Origin of the sequence: Enterococcus sp. AZ062 (genome assembly GCF_051715065.1) — a bacterium.
In the GTDB taxonomy this organism is placed as follows: domain Bacteria; phylum Bacillota; class Bacilli; order Lactobacillales; family Enterococcaceae; genus Enterococcus_B; species Enterococcus_B mundtii.
This window is the reverse complement of record NZ_JBIOTB010000002.1, coordinates 93,417-114,589: the sequence shown is the minus strand read 5'-3', so window position 1 is coordinate 114,589 and position 21,173 is coordinate 93,417. Positions and strand designations below refer to the sequence as shown.

General features: G+C 35.4%; 12 protein-coding genes. All 12 read right to left on the bottom strand.

From position 1 onward, the window contains the following. Window positions 1–11: 11 nt before the first annotated feature. The 12 genes from IGJ00_RS15795 to IGJ00_RS15740 all read right to left on the bottom strand — a co-directional run bounded on the left by IGJ00_RS15795 (window position 12) and on the right by IGJ00_RS15740 (window position 18,960). Entirely contained in the window at window positions 12–1,217 is a 1,206-nt protein-coding gene (locus tag IGJ00_RS15795; protein ID WP_438844649.1) for a pectate lyase-like adhesive domain-containing protein, read from the bottom strand. Continuing rightward, window positions 1,207–2,211, bottom strand: a complete 1,005-nt coding sequence (locus IGJ00_RS15790; RefSeq protein ID WP_438844648.1) for a DUF916 and DUF3324 domain-containing protein — start codon at window positions 2,209–2,211, stop codon at window positions 1,207–1,209. Before IGJ00_RS15790 ends, IGJ00_RS15795 begins: the two co-directional genes overlap by 11 nt. 175 nt (window positions 2,212–2,386) lie before the next feature. Then, window positions 2,387–3,178, bottom strand: a complete 792-nt coding sequence (locus IGJ00_RS15785) for a WxL domain-containing protein (protein WP_438844647.1) — start codon at window positions 3,176–3,178, stop codon at window positions 2,387–2,389. Between the two features lie 11 nt (window positions 3,179–3,189). Beyond that, entirely contained in the window at window positions 3,190–3,552 is a 363-nt protein-coding gene (locus IGJ00_RS15780; RefSeq protein ID WP_438844646.1) for an LPXTG cell wall anchor domain-containing protein, read from the bottom strand. A gap of 290 nt (window positions 3,553–3,842) precedes the next feature. Further along, a complete protein-coding gene (locus IGJ00_RS15775; RefSeq protein ID WP_438844645.1) occupies window positions 3,843–4,421 on the bottom strand; it encodes a recombinase family protein in 579 nt (192 codons plus the stop codon). A 530-nt stretch (window positions 4,422–4,951) separates the two neighbouring features. Continuing rightward, window positions 4,952–7,627: an HAD-IC family P-type ATPase gene (locus tag IGJ00_RS15770; RefSeq protein WP_438844644.1), complete on the bottom strand. Its 2,676-nt coding sequence runs from the start codon at window positions 7,625–7,627 to the stop codon at window positions 4,952–4,954. Window positions 7,628–8,317: 690 nt separating this feature from the next. Beyond that, window positions 8,318–13,333, bottom strand: coding sequence for a WxL domain-containing protein (locus IGJ00_RS15765; RefSeq protein ID WP_438844643.1), 5,016 nt, complete (start codon window positions 13,331–13,333; stop codon window positions 8,318–8,320). A gap of 13 nt (window positions 13,334–13,346) precedes the next feature. Further along, on the bottom strand, window positions 13,347–14,390 hold the full coding sequence (locus tag IGJ00_RS15760; RefSeq protein WP_438844642.1) for a DUF916 and DUF3324 domain-containing protein: 1,044 nt from the start codon (window positions 14,388–14,390) through the stop codon (window positions 13,347–13,349). 81 nt (window positions 14,391–14,471) lie between these two features. Continuing rightward, complete coding sequence (locus tag IGJ00_RS15755) at window positions 14,472–15,299, bottom strand: WxL domain-containing protein (protein WP_438844641.1); 828 nt, start codon at window positions 15,297–15,299, stop codon at window positions 14,472–14,474. Then, window positions 15,296–15,619 (bottom strand): LPXTG cell wall anchor domain-containing protein, encoded by a 324-nt coding sequence (locus tag IGJ00_RS15750; protein ID WP_438844640.1) that lies wholly within the window; start codon window positions 15,617–15,619, stop codon window positions 15,296–15,298. The genes IGJ00_RS15755 and IGJ00_RS15750 overlap by 4 nt, the downstream gene beginning before the upstream one ends. A gap of 591 nt (window positions 15,620–16,210) precedes the next feature. Next, window positions 16,211–17,677: a helix-turn-helix domain-containing protein gene (locus IGJ00_RS15745; RefSeq protein WP_438844639.1), complete on the bottom strand. Its 1,467-nt coding sequence runs from the start codon at window positions 17,675–17,677 to the stop codon at window positions 16,211–16,213. Window positions 17,678–17,739: 62 nt separating this feature from the next. Continuing rightward, window positions 17,740–18,960, bottom strand: a complete 1,221-nt coding sequence (locus IGJ00_RS15740; protein ID WP_438844638.1) for a helix-turn-helix domain-containing protein — start codon at window positions 18,958–18,960, stop codon at window positions 17,740–17,742. Between the last annotated feature and the right edge of the window lie 2,213 nt (window positions 18,961–21,173).

Here is a 21,173-nt window from a genome sequence, read left to right as displayed (position 1 = left end):
ATCGTTAAATTTTAAGCATAGATATTCGTTTGATCTAGTGCATTGATGCGCCACGTACCAAAAGAGGAAGTATACTCTGATACTTGTTTACTACTTGATTTACCTGAGATTTTAATACTACTGTAAGGTGAATGAATCAGTTGATTTCCGTAGTTCGTAATATTATGGTAAGTGATCTGACTAGCAGTTTGATTCGTAACGTTCAAATCATTGAAAGTCAACGGTCCATAATAGTTTCCGTGGTATATCTCTAAATCTTTTAACGCGATATTCCAAGGAGTTGAAGAATTAGCCGTAATATTGTTAAAACATAAAGTGATTGCGCGAAAATCAATTTGATGGCCATTTCCTTCGACCGTTAGATTTCTAGAGATATTAGCTACATTAAGATAAACAAATGCTGTTCCACCATTAGGGTTATTCGTTCCACCTGTCGTAATATCCGTTAGATTGAGTCGAGGATTATCTGGTGTTTGGAAATCAGAAATAACATTAATCGTTGTTATTGACGGATCTACAAATGCACGGATGAACTCTTCCCAATTCGCCACATCTTGGACACTTGCTTCTTTTGTTGACCGAGCGCTTTCTGTTACTTGTTCTGGATCATTTTGCGAAGTATCTGTGGGTGATGATTTTTCATCACTTGATACACTCGCTTCTTCTTCGACTGTTGATTCTTCGGTCTTCGCTATTTCTTTTTCTTCCGAGGAAGTGACTCCTTGTTCACTTGTTTCTTGGCTCTCCTCTGCTTGAATGTTAAGCGTTATTTTTGATTCTCCGACAGCTATCTCATATGCTCCTGCTTTTTCTACAACTAGTGGAATGGAAAAGGTCATTTGTGGAGAATTCGTCCGTACTTGCCACTGGTTTCCTTCTATATTAGTGAACTTACTATCAGCAGATTGCTTGTCTTCTACGATACTGACTCCCTCTGGGAGATTCAACACAAACTCGGAAACATCTTGACTGGAACGTACGACTAATTGAAACTGTTTATTTGCTATAGGTGGCTCTTGATTTTCTTCGAATGAAAAAATAGGCGCCTTTGTTTCTGTTGTACTGGTCAGTGGATTTATCAATTCTGATTCTCTCGATAGTTCCACAGAATTCTCAATGGCAGACACAGGAATACTCGTTGAAATCACTGGGAAAAAGAGCGAAGGAAAACAAAGAAGACTAACACTTGCCATGACCAAGACCTTTTTAATTTTCATCTCGCTGGTCCTCCTTATTTTTAGCTCTTTGCTTCTTAATAAGTAACCAAACAATAATCAACAACAAGAAAAGAATCAGGATGACCGCGGCAACGAGCCACCAATTGATACTCGTATCAATCGTGACATCTTGCTGATTCAATGCTCGGGCTTCATCTGCTTCAATAGTAAATTTCCGTTCCCATTGCCATTCCTCTTCTCCTGAACGTGCCGTCATTTTCAACAGATACTCGCCACTTCGAAAGCGATCGCCTTCTAAAGAGATTGGAAAGTTGAAATTAGAATTAGGTGCCATTTGCATCTGTTCTTGCTTGGCTCGATAGAGAATATCGTTCTCCCCCTCTTTTTGCACCGTTGCTTCTACTTCTAAGTGATTGACAAAGGTAGGTGTAAAGTTCTGTAAGTTCGCACTGATCACATTGCGATAGTTGAGTTGATCGGCAAAGACATCCAATAAATCTAAATCAGGCTTTACGGCAGAGCGGTCATTACTTGCCACCACTCCTACGACATAGGCAAATTCATTTTTAATCGCCACACCTTCTCCACTTGTTTCTGTTTCCTGTGGCTCTTCGCTCACCTCTGCGATTCTTAAGCCACCCGCTAAAAATCCTGAAAATGCTTCTTTAGGCATATTTAGCGTGACTTTGACAGTCTTCGTTTCGTTTCCGGCCAATTCAATAGGCGTCGGGGGTTCAATTAAGTCTGCTAAAGAATAGGGTAATGTTGGGTCTGCCTTTTCGGCATCTTTACCATATTCCACCACTCCTTGGACATTAGTAAATGCCGTATGAGCCGTGATTTCAATCGTCTTTGCTTGATCATTGGCATTTTGAATTTTCAGTGTCAATTCCTCTGTACTTCCAGGTTCACTGTTAAGGTCGAAGTAACGGCCACTTCCTTCTACTTGACTGTCTGGAAACTCTGGTGTGACATAAAAACTTAAATTTTCTTCTGCAGAAACAAGAATTGGAGAGTACAAAAACGATAACATAATAAGTAATCCCCCCCCCCCATTGAAACCTCCTCTTTATTTGATATGTCGTACTTTTTATCATCAAACACACTCCTTCGATGTTTCATTCAAAAAAGCAGCGCTACACATTATGTAACGCTACTTTAGTCATGTGCGACTTACGCCCTAATCCATCATTAGATACATAAATCTATTAGGCTCCTACATCGCTACCTGGTGTAGTCGTTAATTCCCATGTCAATGTTGAGGTATAAGTGGTCGCGTCTTTGGCTGACGCGCCAGGTACAGATAATTGAATGGCATTGTTTGTCACAGGCGCACTTGCATTTGCCTCAACTTGGGCATCTAAGTCTGCTTGATTTCCCCAAACAACAGATGAGCGTCCCGCTCCTTTGTTTGATTCAGCGGTCATAACTGAAACAGCACCACTATTAGGCACCAATTCCAAATTATTTGCATGTGCAGCTGGAGCTAACTCTTGATTATTCCCCGTGTATTGAATTTGTGGATCCTTTAAAGTAACTTTGGCTCCTCGCAAGATAGCATTTTGCGTATTTTCCGCTTGAAAGTCACTTAGACTGACTTTCAAATCCCAACCTGCATTGCTTCCTCTAGTATCAGAAACTTGTGCAAAACTGACATAAGGAACTTTATTCTCATCACCAGTCGTTCCGGTCTTCTGTTGTCTTTCTGCAATCATATTGTACGTTTGATCTTGATTTGAAATCACTTGTGAACCAAAATTCATTGTCGCAGCCTTTACAATTGACAAAGGACCCGTGGTTCCGGGTACTTCTGGTCCAATCTCTACATCTGGTTCTTCTACTGGTGGAACAACGATTTCTGGTTCGTCTGTACTAGGTGTAAACTCGATATTTCCGTTGGTCGTCACTTGACGAGTCTCGTCGGCAAACGCAGAAACCGCTCCTCCGGCGAAAATAGTAGTTGATAATGCTGCAATGGTTGCTAATCTAACGAATTTCATATATTTAAATCCTACTTTCTTTGATTGTTTTTTTCTTTTTGTTTTTTCCAAAACCAAAAGCCAAGTATGACTACGATGATCAGAATGCCCAATATTTTCCAAGCACTCATCTGACTCTCGTTCGTTTGAGGGAATTTTTTATGTTCACTCTTTCGCACTTCTGATGGTGATTGAACAATTTCTTTGGGAAAGCTTGGTTTTACCTCAACTTCTGGTGCTGGCTCTGGTATTCCTGGTGTTTCATATACCCCAGTAAAACCAATTGTTCCTTCAGTTTCCACCGAGTGTACTTCTGTCCCATGAACAACTAGTGGTGCATAAACTTGAATCAATACTATACCTATACTTACTATGCATCTTTTTAAGTGTTTCATACCCCTCCTCCTATATTCTTAGATGTCTCAAAAATCTTCGTTTTAAGGACAGCACAAAAAAAGACATCTGATACCATAAGATGTCTTGAAAAAGTGATTAGATTAGGTTTCCTATTTATAATGATAAATAACGAATTTAAATTACTAAAAACGAAGGTTTTTGAGAAATAAAAGTTAAGCCAATACCTATTATACATGGCTTATACTTACATCATACTATACCAGAAATATTTTTCAAAATAAAGTGATATATTTCTTTGGTCACTTAAAAAATACTGGGGCCATAAGAACTAACTCAATTCAGAAAGATTCCTCTCTAGTTTTAAATAGCGATAAAAAGTTGATTGTTTAATCCCAGTTTTTTTACAAACTTCTGAGACAGATAATCCTTTTGTAAGGTGTAATGAGAGTGATTCTTGAAGAACGTCTTGATCTACCTTTGGCCGGCCACCAACCTTACCTCTTGCACGTGCAGAGTTTAATCCTTCAAGGGTCCTTTCAACAATAATATCTCGTTCAAATTGACTAAAAGCTTGGAAAACAGTGATCATTAATTTTCCCTGAGGAGTTTGAGTATCAAAATTTTCTTTTATACTGATTATTTTAACTCCTTTTTTTTCAAAAAAATAAACAAGGTTAATTAAATCTTTTGTGCTACGACCAAACCGTGAGAAGCTCTCAATAACTATTTGATCACCGGAATTTACACGTTTTTTTAGTTTATTTAGTTCAGGACGACTTGCACGGACACCACTAATTTTTTCAGTATAGATTTTTTCACAGCGATAAGTTTCTAATAAATCTAATTGCCGCGAAAGATCTTGCTGTTTAGTTGAAACCCGGGCATAGCCGTAAATTTTTCTAGTCATATAATTCCTCCAATAAGTTTTCTAATAAAAAACTCATAATTACCAATAATATATTTATAGAATAGATATGAGTAGAGACTATTATACAATGACTGAACTATAAAAATTACTAATGTAATAAAAAAAGCATCCAACGAGTCGCTTATGATTACCATAACTTTCTAAATTCCCATGAATATTTTTCCTTGATCTAGGGCTTAGTTTGCCAAAATCAATTCAGAACAAAAAATAATCAATCGAAGTTTATTTCTGCTTCGATTGATTAATGGCGAAATTCTTTTAATTGAACTCACTAATATTTCTTGTGTTTTTTTGATTTTACTATCTTGCATTTTAGATTATATGTTCCTTTCATTCCTTAATTTAACGCGATTAGTAATGCACACCTATATTCATAGATTCCTTCACTTGTCCATATATTGAATTTCAGCATGACGTACTTTATCATAGTGAAATTTCTAATTTCCTACAGATATCTCTTAAATTAGATCTTTGCGTCTAACTTAAGAGACTCACTACATTTTTATTTATTATTTTTCACTGATTTTGATTGATTTTGTCTTCCAAATTCTAATTCCTTTATCAATTTCAGCAATCAGTAACACGCATATTCCTGCAAGAATTGTTCCCCCCCATTCTAAAGGCGTCAGTCCTTCTGTATAAAAAGCTACTTGCATGAACGGAACGTACGTAAGAACCACTTGGAACGCCAACATAATCCCAATAATAATAAACGCCATCGGATTTGAAAAAAAATCTTTTGAGAAAGCTGATTTGGCAGTTCTAATATTAAATAAATAGAAAATTTTACACATGACAATGATATTCACCATCATTGTACTGGCTGTTGCTTGATTAGCTCCTTCGCTAATTAGCCATTCATAAGAAAATAAACTAATTAACGCGATTATCACTGATACGTATGCCATCTGAAAAATATCATGGCGGTTTAGTAATGAACCACCTGTTTTTCTTGGTTTTCTATTCATAATTCCTGATTCTGCAGGTTCAAATATGAACGCAAATTGAATCGTAATAGCCGAAACCATATTTATCCATAATAACTGGGTTGGTTGTAAAGGTAGTTCTCTTTGCATCATAATAGTAAATGCAATAATTAAACCCTCTGCAAAAGATGTGGGTAATAAAAATAAAATACTCTTTTTGATATTGTCATAAATTCTACGACCCTCTAGAATAGCAACAGACATTGTTGAAAAATTATCATTTGTCAAAATCATATCTGCGGAGTCTTTCGCAACATCTGTTCCTTTAACACCCATTGCTACACCAATATCAGCTCTTTTTAAAGCAGACGCATCATTCACTCCGTCTCCTGTCATCGCAGTTACTTTTCCGTTTTTCTGAAGTGCCTCCACTATTTCTAATTTATTCTTTGGTGTAGTACGAGCAAAAACTTGATGATTTAAAACAATATTTTCCAATTGTTCAGGTGATAATTCATCGATTTCCGTACCTGTAATAACATTAATTTCTGATGCTAATCCTAATTTTTCAGCAATGGTTTTAGCTGTTAATGGATGATCACCAGTAATCATTTTTACATCAACACCTGCTTTTCTCATGTCTGCTAATGAACCAATGACTTCTTCACGAGGTGGATCTATAATTCCTGCTAAACCGATAAGATGAATTCCCTCAAGCAATAAATCATGTGTTACTTCATCTATACTAGATGGAACTTTCTTATACCCAACTGCGACTACTCGTTTGCCTTGTTCAGACAAGTCTTGGACAAGATGGTTCCATTTTTCTAATGGAAAATCCTCTTCTATCGATTGAGACATAGGAAATAATTTATCTGGAGAACCTTTGATGAAGAGAAGATGCTCTCCTTTTTTATTTTCTACTAATTTTGCTATATAACGGTAATCAGAATCAAAGGGCAACATGTCAAGTTCTTTGAAATCAGGATGTTGATTGTACGGGAATATTTTGTGATATAGGGTTAAAAACGCTCCGTCTGTTGGTTCTCCGTTAATCCCCCAAATACCATTATTATGAGTTAATACAGTATCGTTAGCCTCGAATCCGGCTTCCAAAAATAATTTCAAACGTGGTGTTAGTTCCGCTGGTGATCCATTCTCCATAATATTACCTTCAGGTTCATATCCATTTCCGGATACTTGAAAATAGCTCTCATCGATTAAAATATCTGTCACAGTCATTTCATTTTTAGTTAATGTTCCTGTTTTGTCGGTAGCAATTACATCTACAGATCCAAGTGTTTCTACTGCAGGCAAAGTCTTAACTATCGTATGTTTGTTTTTTGCCATATCACTAACACCATTCGCTAAAACTACAGATGTCGTAGCTGGTAAACCTTCTGGAATAGATCCTACGATCATTGTAACTACTGCTAAAGATAAAACTGATAATGAATATGTTTTAAAAAACAGGCTGAATACAAATAGAAAGATAGCTACGCCCATTATCACATAGGTAATTCCTTTGCCTAATCTATCAATTTCTTGCATCAAAGGAGTTTTTCTTTCACTTACATCATTCACTTCCCTTGAAATTTTACCTATCTCCGTATTGTCGCCAGTTGCAATCACCACACCTAAACCACTTCCATTGGTTACTAAGGTTGAAGCATATGCTATATTAAAACGCTCAGCTAATGGTGTTTTTCCATTCAATAAAGCTTCTGATATTTTTTCAACCGAATCTGCTTCACCAGTCAAGGCAGACTCTTGAATTCTTAGGTTGTCAGTATTAACAATTCTTAAATCTGCTGGTATGTTATCGCCAGCTTCTAAGAAAACAACATCTCCAATGACTAGTTCCTCAGCGGGGATATCTATTCTTTTCCCGCCTCTGTAAACTGTTGTGTCAGAAGACAGCATTTCCTTAATTCTTTCTAATGCATCTGATGCATTAGACTCTTGATAATATCCTATCAATGCATTAATAACAACAACTATCCCGATGATTACACCATCTGAATAGTGCCCCATAAAGAAAGTCAATAATGCTGAAAAAATTAATATATATATAATCATATTGTTAAACTGCCTGATTAATAACTTCCATTTAGGTGTTTTTTTATTTTTTAATTTATTTGGACCGTTTTCTTTTAATCTCTGGGAGGCATTTACTTTATCTAGTCCTTGTTCTAAATCATCTAGCCCATATTTTTTTTTAATTTCAGATATTGTTAATAGATAGTCAAAATTATACATTTAATACTCCTCATATTCATAGAATTTTTTATACACAAATAGGCACCTTACCATTTCAACATGGCAACGCGCTAATATAAAACTATTCTTTTAAATAATAAGGAACTATAAGAAATACCGTCGAATCGCTTTCGTCCGAACTATCTGACAATATTATCACACCTCCGAAATTCATTTTGAATAACAATGCTATCAAAGAGATTTCAAATTGTCAAATTTGCATGACATTCTAAATAAGAAGGTTGCTATTTTATCTCTGGAGTAATTTTTTTTTAAAAAGGCGGAATTATATAATAACGGCATAAAGGACAATATTATAATTTATAGAATTAACTGGACTTACTTAGATTTCCAAATAAAATAAACTAACTGTTATATACAATACATATAACTAAGAGGGAATCCATTTTTCTAAAGAATATTGAGCATTTTCTTGGCATTTTTATACCACATTTTGAACAAATTCGACTTGATGAAAACCATGTATCTATCTTGATAATTTTATATCCATATCAGTCAGTTTTATAATGTAATTTACTCACAAAACTATTTATGTTCTCGTAAAATATAGTTCTTAGTTTATAAGTATGTATCATAGCTTTTTCGATTTAGTTCTTCATTATAGATAGTAGTTATTGAGTATTCGCTTTCCTAAAAAAGAAAAAGAGCCGAAGCTCTTCTCCTAACTTATTAATTATCGGGTACAATACTTAATTCCCAGGTTAAAGTCGTTTGGTAAGTGGTCGCTTTCGGAGCAGCTATTGGTGGCACTTCAAGAACGACACTTTCCCCAGCATTTTTTCTATCCCCAAACCGATAGATCCAAGTTTCTGCACCTTGACCATCTTTGGCTGTCAATAATTTTGTCTTGACTCCAGGAAGTAATATGACTCTGTCAGTCTCATTTAATTCAGGTTCCCCTGTCTCTTGGATAGATGCCAACTGTTGATTGGTCAACTGTAAACTAGCTCCCTTTAATTTATGATCATTTGGATCTGAGAACTGTCCGTTTTGGGTCACTGACAATACCCAACCGTTACGTGTGTCTCCTGGCCGTCGATCACTTATTTGAACATAATTTGGTCGTTCTTCCTTCTCATCGATGATCCCGTCCTCATTCAATAATCGTTGTGGTTGAGCATAGTAGTTCTGCGTTCTTGTAGAAATACCTTGTTGGCCAAAGGTAAACCTAGAGACAAAATCTATACTTAATTTCCCCTGATTTTCAGAAAGAACTGGTGGATTTTCTGGTTCTACTTTTATTCCAGGGCTCAATGGATCAACAGGTGAGACTTTACTTGCTAGCTCAACAATATAAGTTTTAGCACTTGGAAAAACTGCATCATGATATTTATAATCCTCTATTTGAGGGTTTCTATTTCCATTATCATTATTAGTTTCTGGTCTTTTAAAAACACTAGTTATAGTACTATAACTATCGATTATGCCCCCCTGATTATCTTCCATCAAAACTTGCACTTTGTCACTTTCATTTAGTTTAGTGTTTAGTTCGAAAGAAAAACTACCATCATTTCCTACTTTCTGTGTCGCTATATGCTGATTATTAATATACAACAACGCATTATTTCCAGGAATGTTTATATGATTTGGAAATGCCTGAATGGAAGTGGTCTCAGTGGTTAACTCTATAAAGTGGCCAAAATCAACTAACTCTGGTGGAGTTACATTCATAACCGTTATTGGACGGATCTTTTCCAATTCTTCTTGTGATAGGGATATCCCTCCCTCTTTCATTCCTCTACTTATTGATACAAACTCAATAATCGTACCTTCTTTGAGGAGATTTCCAAATTCAAAAGATACTCTTCCAGCTTTTCCGGGAGTATTATTTTCTTTTTCTTCCCATGTTTGAATCGGTGATTCGTTCCCCACCGTAGAAGCCGTATAATTATTAGAATTATTGTCTGGATCCGTTACTTTTATTTCGACAGTAATTTCATCCGTACCAGCTTCCCTTATATCATCTAATCCTTCTTTATAAGAAAACTCAGCTATAAATGATTTATCTGCATTGGTTGGTTGCCTAACTCCGTCTAAAATAGGAGCTGAATTATTAGCAGATATTCTGGATACTCTTCCAGATAGTCCAGGTAAAGAGTCTGTTAGGTTCAGATTATTACTCGAAGATGCGGAAACAAAATCTCTTCCTTCATAAGCGACATCAATTTTTTCAAAGAAACCTATTTTGGGATTATCATCAAACTTACTTCCTGTGGCCCATGCGGAAAAAAAAGTATCTGTTATATTTAAGCTAGATCCATTTTTAGTTCCGAAAATATCACCTCCATCTTTCCTGACGTTTTTAAAATCAAAATAGTACGGGGAGTGTACATTGAATTCCATAGTGTCTTGGGCTACGAAAACCCCCCATTCACGAGTATTAATTGAAGAGCCTTCAGCATAAAAAATAGTATCCGCTTTTTGATTAAATTTTAGATTTCCACCGTCAGAATACAAAGCTGCTGCATAATCATTCGTTAAACGTAATTGTGACCTAGCTCTATCTGCGCTATTATTATCGATACTAAAATTATTCTCTCCATTCCCAAGATAAATAGTAGAATAATTTGATGAAACAGAGCCACTATTAGGACGATTGGTATAATGCCTATTATTTAAGTGGAGATTTCCACCACTTGTAATAATAATATTATTGTTAGAACCACTCATAGATAGTGCTCGAGTATTAGTACCAGGATTATCAAACTCTACGTGCTTGCTAGCAATAGATGAATTATTTCTTATATAAACATCATTTGACCCCGTAGTAATGTCAATCAAAGAATTGTTTCTTCTCGCAGAACTCTCAATATCTATTTTCGAAAAATTATCTACTGTAAGCTGCGCATTAGTCGTGCTCATTCCAATAGAAGTACCATATAAATTCTTACTGATAATTTCAGAATTATTCTCCACTTTTAAATCGGCAGACTCCCCATTCATAAAAATACTTCTAGGCCCACCCGATAAAACATCAATGGATATTTTAGAATTTTTTGAGACCTCTAATATTGGTGAGGCTCCAGCTATTCGGATGGAGTTATTATTGTCAATTGCTGCAGTGTTTGAGGTACTCTGTGCTCTAATCGATAGGTTTGAGTTATCAGTTACCTTTAATGATGGATTAGCATTCCCATTTCCGATTAAGATATTTTCATGTATGCCGTTTCCTCCATCTATAGACATTTGACTGTTATTAGTCAATTCTAAAAAAGAATTTTGCCCATTCAATGTTACTCCATTGGCTGACCTCATATTTTTGATGTTGATTTCACTATCAGATGAAAGGAATTTGGGTTTGTTACCCACGATTTCTACTCCATAACCAGTTGCCCCACTAAAATCTATAAGGCTAGATTGCGCATTAACTACAGCATTGTGTCCAGATAGAGATATACCTGCACCCTCTGTAGTATTAAGCTTTAGATTTGATTTATTAGCATTTAGCGTGCTACTTTCTCCATTGAGATTGAGTGCTCGACCGGATATTGTATTTATATCTAAGTGACTGTCATTTAAATTAATTTCCGCATTTGTACCGTTTAAATATAGCCCGCGGCGTGCATTAGAAGTTACGGAAACTTTGAGCTCTGACCCACTGGTAATATTTATTTTTGGTTCTACTCCTCTTAAATGAATAGCATTATTTAAAGTGTCTGTCGGAGATCGAGTAGCACTGGATGTTGTAACGGACAACTTTGAGCCACCTGTAACGGAAAGCTCTGGACGCGCATTATTGTCTCCTATTGCAATGTTTTCTAACGTCCCAGTTCCACCACCATTGATGGACATCTCACTTTTATTTCTCAAAGAAAGTAACGCATCTGTTCCTTGTAAAATCATTGCTTGAGAGGGATCAGTATCCGTCATTTCAATGCTACTCTCATTCATTAGTATCTGTGGAACTATTCCTTCTAGGTAGACACCTCGACCTGTAGTAGCTGTCAGAAAAAATTGTGCCTGATTTAATGACAACTGTGGATTATCGCCAATTAAGTTTAGTCGTTGCCCTGTAGTACTTGTAAAACTCCCGGTCCCACCCTCATAATCAACTTTAGGTGAGTCTCCAGCCAAGGCAAGTGTCGCTCCTGTTGTTGAGCGAATGTCACTATTACTTTTAGTGGCCGAAAACAATGGCTCACTACCTATCAGACTAATTGCTGCGTGTGTAGCAGAGGTCACAGATAATTCTGAATCAACAACTATTATTTTAGGATTATTTCCAGATAGATATAGGCCTCTTTTAGCAGCCGTGCTTGTAACCGTCAGCTTACTAGCTGAATTAATAGAAATTTTAGGATTTGCACCGCTGAGTATAATAGCATTATTTGTTGTATTGCTCGGAGTTGTTGGAGTCCCAAACGTACTTATAGATAACTTTCCATTTGTTTGTAAAGCTATTTCGGATTGTTCTCCTCTTAAATCGATCGTATTTGCCGTCCCACTAGTTGTCATAATCGTAATTGCTGAGCCAGCTTCTACTACAATTTTTGGCGTTGATACTAGGGCTGAAGAAAAGAAGATAGTCATATTACCTCGGCTAATTGTCACCTGTGCTTGATTTACAGCTTTGACTTCTTTTGCTTCAATAAAAGCCGCAGAAGAAATTATCCGCGTAAAATTGGAGTTCCCACCTGTAAAAATAATCGTTCCTTCTGGCATAGAAGAAAGTCGCATCGTATTTGCGTTGATTTCTGCTACATCTTCTATTTCTAATACCCAATTGCGACTAACTTGTGTTGTTGCATTGACTAAAGGAGTAGCGCCAGTCTTTGTAATTGTTGCGTCCTCTATCCGAAAGGTCGTTGGTTCACTCACTTCTGCTAATTGAAAATAAAAACTATTGTTACCAAAAGTCAGCGTATGACCGTTTCCTTGTATCTTGATTGGTCGACCGATCGTCATGATATTTGCTGTAGTTTCAGTTAAATTTGCTTGAACAGAGATAATACCGACTTCAGGATTTGCAACTGCTTCTCTAAATGCGACCATTGTTGCGACTTCTGCCGTATTTCCTTCAAAGACTTTCTTTTCGAATTTTTTGTTCTTAGAAGGAATTGATTCTTCATTCGATTCTTCGGTTGCTACAGGCGCTTCTTTTTCTTCTGATTGTTTCGTTGTATTCGTCTCTTCATTTGCTTCATCAGACGAATCCTGATTCATTTCTGATTGATCTTCAGCCTCCGGTTCTTCCTTTTTCGATATTTCAAGGGTCGCAGTTGCTTTTTCGACCGACACCTCATAGTTGCCTTCAGATTCAAATACCACAGGAAGTACAAACGTTTGTTGTGCACGCTCTGCTTGAATCACCCATGTACGTGATTGTTCTTCTTGTTCGACGATAACCCCAACTTGTAACTGGTCTTTTACCAGCTTGGCTTCCTTCGGTAGGGTAATCCTTGCCTCTGACACCTCTTGATCTGAATAAAAGATCACTTTCAATGGTGCTTCAACCGTTCCCTGCATGCGAGAACGAGGAAAGGAAAAGCGAGGTTCGCTTTTTTCTTCCGCTTCTAGATAGTTTTTCATGGCTGGAAGTTCCAACTGTTCTTCTTCCTGTACTTGCACTTCTTCTCTCTTCTCCGTAGTTTCTGCATAGACGATGCCTACTGGTAGGAGGAATGCATGCAGAACTAGAATCACCGCCCCTAAAATGAGCATCCCTTTTTTCATGAGCTTTTTCATGGAATCCTCCTCCCTACCCTTCTTTTTCGCTTTCGCGTGCTCTTTTCTTCTGTCTGATCAGGTAAAACACCAATCTAAGCATTAAAATAAGCAAAATAATCGCGCCGATTATCCACCAATTGATACTTGAATCAATCATTACGTCTTCTCGATTTAACTTGCGGGCTTCATCGGCTTCAATCGTAAACTCACGCGTCCATGACCATTCATTTTCTCCAGAAGCAGCTGTTAATACTAAGACATAGCTACCACTTCGAAAACGTTTCCCTTCTAAGGGGATTGGGAAGTTGAAATTAGAATTGGGTGCCATCTGCATCATTTTTTTCTCGCCCTTATACAGAACATCGTTCTCCCCTGCTCGTTTCACGGTGGCTTCCACCGCTAATTGATTGACAAAGGTGGGCGTGAAGTTTTGTAAGGTGGCACTGATCACATTGCGGTAATTCAATTGATCCGCAAACACGTCTAACAGTTCCAACTCCGGTTGCACCGAGTTTCTGTTATTACTGACGACCACACCAACCACATAGGCAAATTCATTCTCAATGGCCACGCCTTCCCCTGTGGTTTCATCGGCTTCTTCTGTTTCCTCTTTTAGTTCGGCAATGCGTAAGCCTCCGGCCAAAAAGCCGTCAAAGGCTTCTTCTGGCATCTGTAAGGGAAGCTCAACCATCTTCTTTTCATTTCCAGCTAATTCAATGACACCGGAAGGCGTTATCAGCTCATCTAAGGAATAGGTTAAGGTTGGATCCGCTTCTTTGGCATTTTTGCCGTATTCGACGTTTCCTAACACGTTGGTATACGCTGTGTGCGGGGTCACCTGAACCCTTATGGGTTCTGCACTCGTGTTCCCAATCTCCAAGCGCAAGGTTTCTTTTTGATTCGCGGCTAGATTCAAATCGTAATAGCCTTTGTCCTCATCTACTTGGCTATCTGGAAAAAGTGGTATGGCATAAATATTTAGCGCCGTTTCTTCTGCTTGAACTGACGTTGGAAAGAAAAAGAAGAGAATAGCGAGTACCCACAGGTGTCTATCGTTCTTTTTTGTAGGTTTCATTCTATGAATCCTTTCTTAAAAGGTAACGTTACAAGGTGCTGTGATGCTGTTGGTTTTTCATTTGTTAAACAAATTTTTTTTTTAGACTTCTATACTCTCAGGATCTGGATTATCTGGGGTTGTAGTTAATTCCCATGTCAGTGTGGAGCGATACGTCACGGCATCTTTCGCGGTTGAACCTGGAATAAATAGTTTAATCGCATCATTTTCTACTATGTCCGCCCCCGCTGTGACTTGTTGTGCAATGACAGCATGGTTCCCCCAAACAACGGAAGTTGATCCTGCACCTTTTTTAGCAGCCGCTGTCATCACTGGCACAGCCTTTTCCCCAGGTAAAAGCTCCAGGCCAGTAGCATGTACCTCAGGTTTTTGTTCAGGGTCTTCAACGCTATAAATTAGTTCTGGATTAAATAAGGTGATTTTCGCGCCTTTAAGTATGGAATTTTGTGTATCCTTTGGTCCCTCAAATTCAGATAAGCTAACTGTTAGTTTCCATCCTTTATTCGTACCACGTGTGTCTTGGACTTGTGCCAAGCTCACATAAGGCACTTTATTTTCTTCGCCCGTTGTTCCTGCCTTTTGTTGTCTTTCAGCAATCATGTTATAATTTTTATCAGTAGTTGAGATAATTTGTGAGCCAAAGTTCATCGTTGGAACTGTCGCGATTGTTAACGGTCCTTTGTTTTGACCACCCGGTCCTGTAATAGGTGGAATTTCTACATCTGGTCCTTCGGGTAGTTTATCCACTTCCGTATCATCATTCCCTGGAGTGAATGTGATTTGCCCATTGGTTGTCGTTTTACGGACTTCGCTTGTTTCTTCCGATTCTCCATCAGCAAAAGCTTGAACGCCCCCAACTAAAATGGTCGTAGATAATGCAGCAATACTTACTAATCGATTAAATTTCATATGTGATTTCCTCTTTCAATTTTTATTTTGGGTTTTCTTAGTTTTATTTTTACACCGATAATAACAACTAGAATAATGATTAACCAACCTATTAAAATCAGTGAGTGATTTTGCATAACAGTGTTTGTTTGTGGCAGCTTACCACCTGTTTGGGTGATTAAAACCGGTGGTGGATCTGGTGTACCAATGGGCTCGTAATTTCCTGAGAATTGAATTGATCCTTCAGACACAGTCGACTGAACCGAGGCGGCTTCTACACTATATGGCACGTATAGTAGTAACAATATACTGTTGTTAACAAGCTTTTTTTCATTTTTCATTTCCCTCCCCCTTTTACAAACCGATATATAACCCATCATATTTTGGTTGTATGTTTACAGAACGGTTTTTAGATATATCCTCTCTGCAACTGATACTTTATCTAAAATTTTCATTAATTAAAATCCATTATTTTCGTAATATAAGGAAGTTAAAAAAATATCTATAAAGATTTCTCTCACATCTGAGTATTTTAAAAATTGTAAATACGTTCAAATAAAATCGAGAAATAATTTTTTATTTATAATTGTCTTAGCACATCATAATAGTGATAAGTTTATTCACAAAGAGTACTACAATGTCTTCTTTTTAATCATAAGTTACTGCTAAATCAGCATATGTTAGACTTTTTTAGTAAACTATTGTGTAATTTATTTATAAAGCAAGTTTAGAAAATATTCTGCTCTTATAATTATGCTTTAAGTTTGAACTTCCAATTTTATAATTATCTTATTTAAAGGTTACTTCTTCTTTTAAAATTATTTCTATTTCTACGACTGGATTCATAATTTCCTGAGAATGCGGCATTCTCCTTATTTTCCATATTATTGAAATAATGTAGAAATATCTTTCTATTTTTCCAAAGAAAAAATTTAGTATAAATGCTGATTTAGTTGATTAGTTATACGTGTCCAATCATTCTCACTTGGAATCGTATTTACTAACAAATAATCTTTTTTAAATAAATACTCCCAGAGATAGGGACGATAATTCGTCACAACTAAATCAATTTCCTCAGCATCAATTCGATCTGACGTCAATTCTTGCAAGGGAAGTAATTGAATCCGATGAATGTGTCCTATACGTTGCTTGGCCTGTTGGTAAAGCGTTTGGACCACAATAGAATTACCTGCTAATAAAAATAAAACAGATTTTTTAGGATAATAAGTTCCAAGTAACAGATTAGTGAACAAAGTAAATTCGACAACGACATCATCAAAGAACTGATCACCTAATCCAAGCACCTTTTGATGCTGGCGTAAAAATTGACGGTTTGTTTGATAGGCTTCTGAGTGGTTCACAATAGCTTGATCTCTTTCTTCTGCTAATTGCTTATTCCAAATAGGATGAAGTGTGTAGGTGAGGCTTTTTGAAGCCAAAAATGAAGATAATAAATCGATGAGAAGCTTACGATCCCAGCCTTCAAACTGAGAATTCGAAAAATACTTCCATGCGACTGATTTTATTGAAGGCCATTGATTAAATAGGCTGTAAAAATGTCGTTCTTGTTCAATCTGATTAATCGTGCGCTGTGTCACAAGTATTAAATAAAGCCAGATAAACTCATCCTTAGGTATATTTACATTAAATGCGTTAGCTAATACATCTCGAAGAGAATACAGCAAGATAAAATCCTTTTCTTTTGTAATCCTTTGCTTTTTTTTTAAAATAAGGGTCACGAGTTTTCCTTGTTGGACTCGGTTTATCATAAGATATACCAAAAAATAAAATTCTGTAGCAGATACCCCAGTCCCAACTTCATAATCGCCTAAATAATCGGATAAATTTTCCAGAATTAACGAGTGTATAATTTTGGGTGGCTGTATCGTATGCGTTGTGTATTCGCCCAAGTAGTAAAAATCATAAAAAAATTTCCTGATATTCTCTTCATCTCCAACTAACGTGACAGGGTTCAAACTAAGTTTTAAATCATAGGCTTTTAGAGGCTTTTCAGCGCGAAGTAAAAAACGTCGGAATGAACTTTCCCCGTAGTTATATTCAAGAGCTAATTCTTGAAAAGGTTTTAATTCGCCTCTAAAAATCTGACCAATCACAGCAAAAAGTATCTCTGGTTTTACCAAATCTGCCTTTTGGTCCATATAGCAGTCATGGTTAACCTCTTCAAATCTATATCCCGTTTGTTTAGCAGATAAGATAATATGTTCTCCAAAATACTCTCTAATGCTGTTAATATCTTTTCCTAGCGTCCGTTGTGATACAGAAAGTCTTTCCGATAATGCAACAAGCGTAAAATTAGGTTCTTTTTCAATATTATTTAAAATTTGCATCCATCTAATACTCATAGAATTTACCATAAAATCTAATTGGAGTTGACGCATCGATTCCGTTCCTCCTTTTGTTAATTATATATCTTATCTTTGATTACAATATGCCATGATACTTATGCTAAGCATTGGGAGATTGCCTTCTGTATCTCTTCCTTTCTGGGGAACTGAGATAGTTGTAAGACTCTTTCCTTCTTATCTATTTCCGTGAGATTACTCACTTCAAGAAAATGTTGATAAGAAGTCTTATCAAATGCAGATATGTTCACGACTAACCAGCCAGCTTGTAGTAATTCTGATTCTACTTCCTTTTTTATCCATCTCTTTAGTGCATTGGATCCTGTCAATCGATAGGTAACGTAGAGAGATTTATAATAGAACTCTTTTTGATGAATAACCTTACTTTTATTACAGGGCAATAGTTGAAAAAAAAGATACATTAATGATAAGTAGGTGCTAAGGAACTGAGAAGCAAGTTCTTCATCTGTTCGTATGAACATATAAGAAGAGATATTTGACAGAGAAAATTCTCTCAGAAACCTCTTTTGTAGCATTGGATTAAGAAACTGTTCCTCCTTTAAAGATAAAAGAAATAATGCTGCTTTTTCTTGATTTGGCAACGAAATTGTTACTTGAGAATCGAATGCTCGTACCAGTATCTTTAGGAGCGGAGTTTCCTCGTTATTTTTTAGCTCGTATCGCTGTGTTATTCTTAATTGTGCAATAACTATCCATTGGTTCATTCGTTGTTCATCTATCTGCCATGCTCCTTTTTTTACTCTTGTTTGTATCTTACGTAACTGTTTATTATTTTCTATAGCTACCTCTGGATAGGTCGGCAACGAAAAATAAAAATCATAGAGTAGCTGACGAATCATCACTTCTTCCCCCACAAAAAAGTTATTCTTAGCATCTAACTTAACTTTGTACTGCTTAGTTAAAAAAGATTGGAGTTGGTGCTTCATCCGACCAAAACTGGAACTTGACACGTTTAGCTCTTTTACCCACTGGGCATTAGATAGTTTTTTTCCATTGGCTATGCAGTCAAAAAAGAAAAAAAATTGTTCTTCGGCTAATAAAGCACATTTTTTCTGTTCATAAGTTTTGGGATCTTGTAAAGAAAAATGATAACCAGTTTCATCTCCAATCCAAAGAATCGAGCAATCAAAATATGCTTTTAATTCTTGGACATCATTTAAAATTGTTCGCCGTGTATAATTGGTTTGATTTACAAGCGTATTCAGCGTTGTATGTTCATCTTGTTCTAATAGACTCAATAAATTAAACCATCTCCGAATCTTTTTTTTACTAATCAATTGCTCAAACAAAGTTTTCATTGATAGATATTCTCCTTTCGTAAAATAGGAAAAGGTCTCTTTTTACAGTTTTTATTGTTCGTTTACTTGTACTACACTGAGACACCGTGTGAAAGTCGTTTAATAATTTATAGATTTAGTTCCAAAAGCTTAAGATACTTCAAAAAATTGGCTTTTCCTGCAGTATTCTCAATATCAAAGAAATACTGACTCCTTACATATTCTTACTAGTAATAAGGTCCATCATTTCTTTAGAAATCAATGATATACTTTTAGTTTCTTCACTATCTATACGTAGTTTTTTTATTTGTACGTTCAACAATAATCGTTAATTTTTCCTGAAACTTTTGTTAAGCGTCGAGGCTGTGAATGATAAGTTTTATCTCTCACTGTAAATGACAGAATCCACCTCCAATTGTCAAAATAACTCGCAGCTTCAATAGGCACTTCACTTCGTTCAAAAACTGCTGTTCTCAGAACTTATAATAGAGCAGTTGAACTTACTCCCAGTTTTACTAACATTAGTATTTTTAGTATTAGCATTGTATGTTTAGTTACTGAACCAAGCGTGAAAATATTTGATTCGAAATTAATCTCGGATCTATTTCCTGTATAATTAAATCTCTGATAAGAGTTTTTATTGAAGAATATAATATAAAGTTGTTCTGCATACTTATTTCGTCTACTGAACTATTATTTAAATCATCAATAAACTTAACTGAATCTGTGACTTGATCTACATTCTTAAATATATCTATATCTATTTTAATTTATTCTGATATTTCTTTATTATGACCTTCATCAAATCCGCTATCGTCTAAAGTTAAAACCTTTTCTTTCGTGTTCTACTCGTTATTAATCGATTATTCTCAACTATTTGACTTGCCCTCTAGTTGTTAGGCAACTTATCCCATTCACTTTTGATTATTAAGCGGCAAAGCCATTTTTTCGATATACTCAGATCTAATTATTCAAGGTTTTAAGGTGATTTCGAAATTTTTATTTTACTATCTTTTTTTAGTTTGATTAGATAAACCTTCTTATAGAAAGACTGAAATACTGGATCATGAAGAAATTAATACTATAGTTTTAGCAAATGATAATCCAGAAGATAATTCCTCTTTCTAAGTATATTCATTGATCTTTTTAAAAAAATTTCCATTGAAATACCAAACTAGAAACTTCAAAGTATTGATAATCCCCTATTAAAATCGTTACTGCGACACTACGATATATTATTCTTAAATTTGTTTAATTTTTATTTATTATCATGTGTAACACCTATAAGTAAGCGCTTCCTATTTATTCAAGAATAAATAAAACGACAATAGTTTGTTTACAGTAAGACCTTGTAATATCAAATAATAGAAATTATCTAGATTGTTATAGAAAAAAGAATTGATTAATATGACTCTACTGGTTAAATTTAATAATAAAGATTCATGCATAATAATGCACATCGATAAGCAATCGTTATCTAAATTTCAAGACTCATTTCACTCCTTATCTTTTTAATATTCAAAAAAATATTTTTTAAAGATGTTTTTATTTATATTATCCGAAATATACTTCAAATAAAAATCATTATTTGCACCTTCTATTGAACCTGTGAAAATTATTTCATTATTTAAAATTTGTAAACTGGTATCATACTATCTATTTAACATAATATAATTTAAAAAATATCTACTATTCTGTGTTTATGTTAATTCTATATAAAGATTAAAAAACACTTGTTTTCTATACTCTTTGCCTCGATATTTACATACTAACTGAAAAGATACTGAATTACTGTCACTTAGATATATAATCTATACTACCTATCAATAGCTGGAAATTTTTTGCAAAATTAGAAATAAATCAAATAAATTTGTGAACTATTACCCTTAATTAGTGCAATAATTTTTTATTTGAAACCTTAAATATTCTTAAAATAGCGATAGCCTATTAATCAAAAAAATTCTACTAAACAGCACATCACTACAGACTAAATAACGATTTGTGTGTCATCCAATTTAAGTACAATACAATTTATCAAGTATAATAAGATTTGGGTGCTGAGTGCTCCAAATTGTAATAGAAAAAGCTGTTAAGAATCTATACAACTATCTCACTAAACATAAAGAGACTTGATATTGTTTTACCTAGAATTTTTAGTGCATCAATCAAATAATTAGAAAATGTTCAAATTGGTTCCCTTATAAAATTAGTAAAGAAATAAAACGATATACAAA

Bases quoted from the DNA above. Each gene is read 5' to 3' on its own strand.
- IGJ00_RS15795 (WP_438844649.1), bottom strand. From the start codon at position 1,217: ATGAAAATTAAAAAGGTCTTGGTCATGGCAAGTGTTAGTCTTCTTTGT.
- IGJ00_RS15790 (WP_438844648.1), bottom strand. From the start codon at position 2,211: ATGTTATCGTTTTTGTACTCTCCAATTCTTGTTTCTGCAGAAGAAAAT.
- IGJ00_RS15785 (WP_438844647.1), bottom strand. From the start codon at position 3,178: ATGAAATTCGTTAGATTAGCAACCATTGCAGCATTATCAACTACTATT.
- IGJ00_RS15780 (WP_438844646.1), bottom strand. From the start codon at position 3,552: ATGAAACACTTAAAAAGATGCATAGTAAGTATAGGTATAGTATTGATT.
- IGJ00_RS15775 (WP_438844645.1), bottom strand. From the start codon at position 4,421: ATGACTAGAAAAATTTACGGCTATGCCCGGGTTTCAACTAAACAGCAA.
- IGJ00_RS15770 (WP_438844644.1), bottom strand. From the start codon at position 7,627: ATGTATAATTTTGACTATCTATTAACAATATCTGAAATTAAAAAAAAA.
- IGJ00_RS15765 (WP_438844643.1), bottom strand. From the start codon at position 13,333: ATGAAAAAGCTCATGAAAAAAGGGATGCTCATTTTAGGGGCGGTGATT.
- IGJ00_RS15760 (WP_438844642.1), bottom strand. From the start codon at position 14,390: ATGAAACCTACAAAAAAGAACGATAGACACCTGTGGGTACTCGCTATT.
- IGJ00_RS15755 (WP_438844641.1), bottom strand. From the start codon at position 15,299: ATGAAATTTAATCGATTAGTAAGTATTGCTGCATTATCTACGACCATT.
- IGJ00_RS15750 (WP_438844640.1), bottom strand. From the start codon at position 15,619: ATGAAAAATGAAAAAAAGCTTGTTAACAACAGTATATTGTTACTACTA.
- IGJ00_RS15745 (WP_438844639.1), bottom strand. From the start codon at position 17,677: ATGCGTCAACTCCAATTAGATTTTATGGTAAATTCTATGAGTATTAGA.
- IGJ00_RS15740 (WP_438844638.1), bottom strand. From the start codon at position 18,960: ATGAAAACTTTGTTTGAGCAATTGATTAGTAAAAAAAAGATTCGGAGA.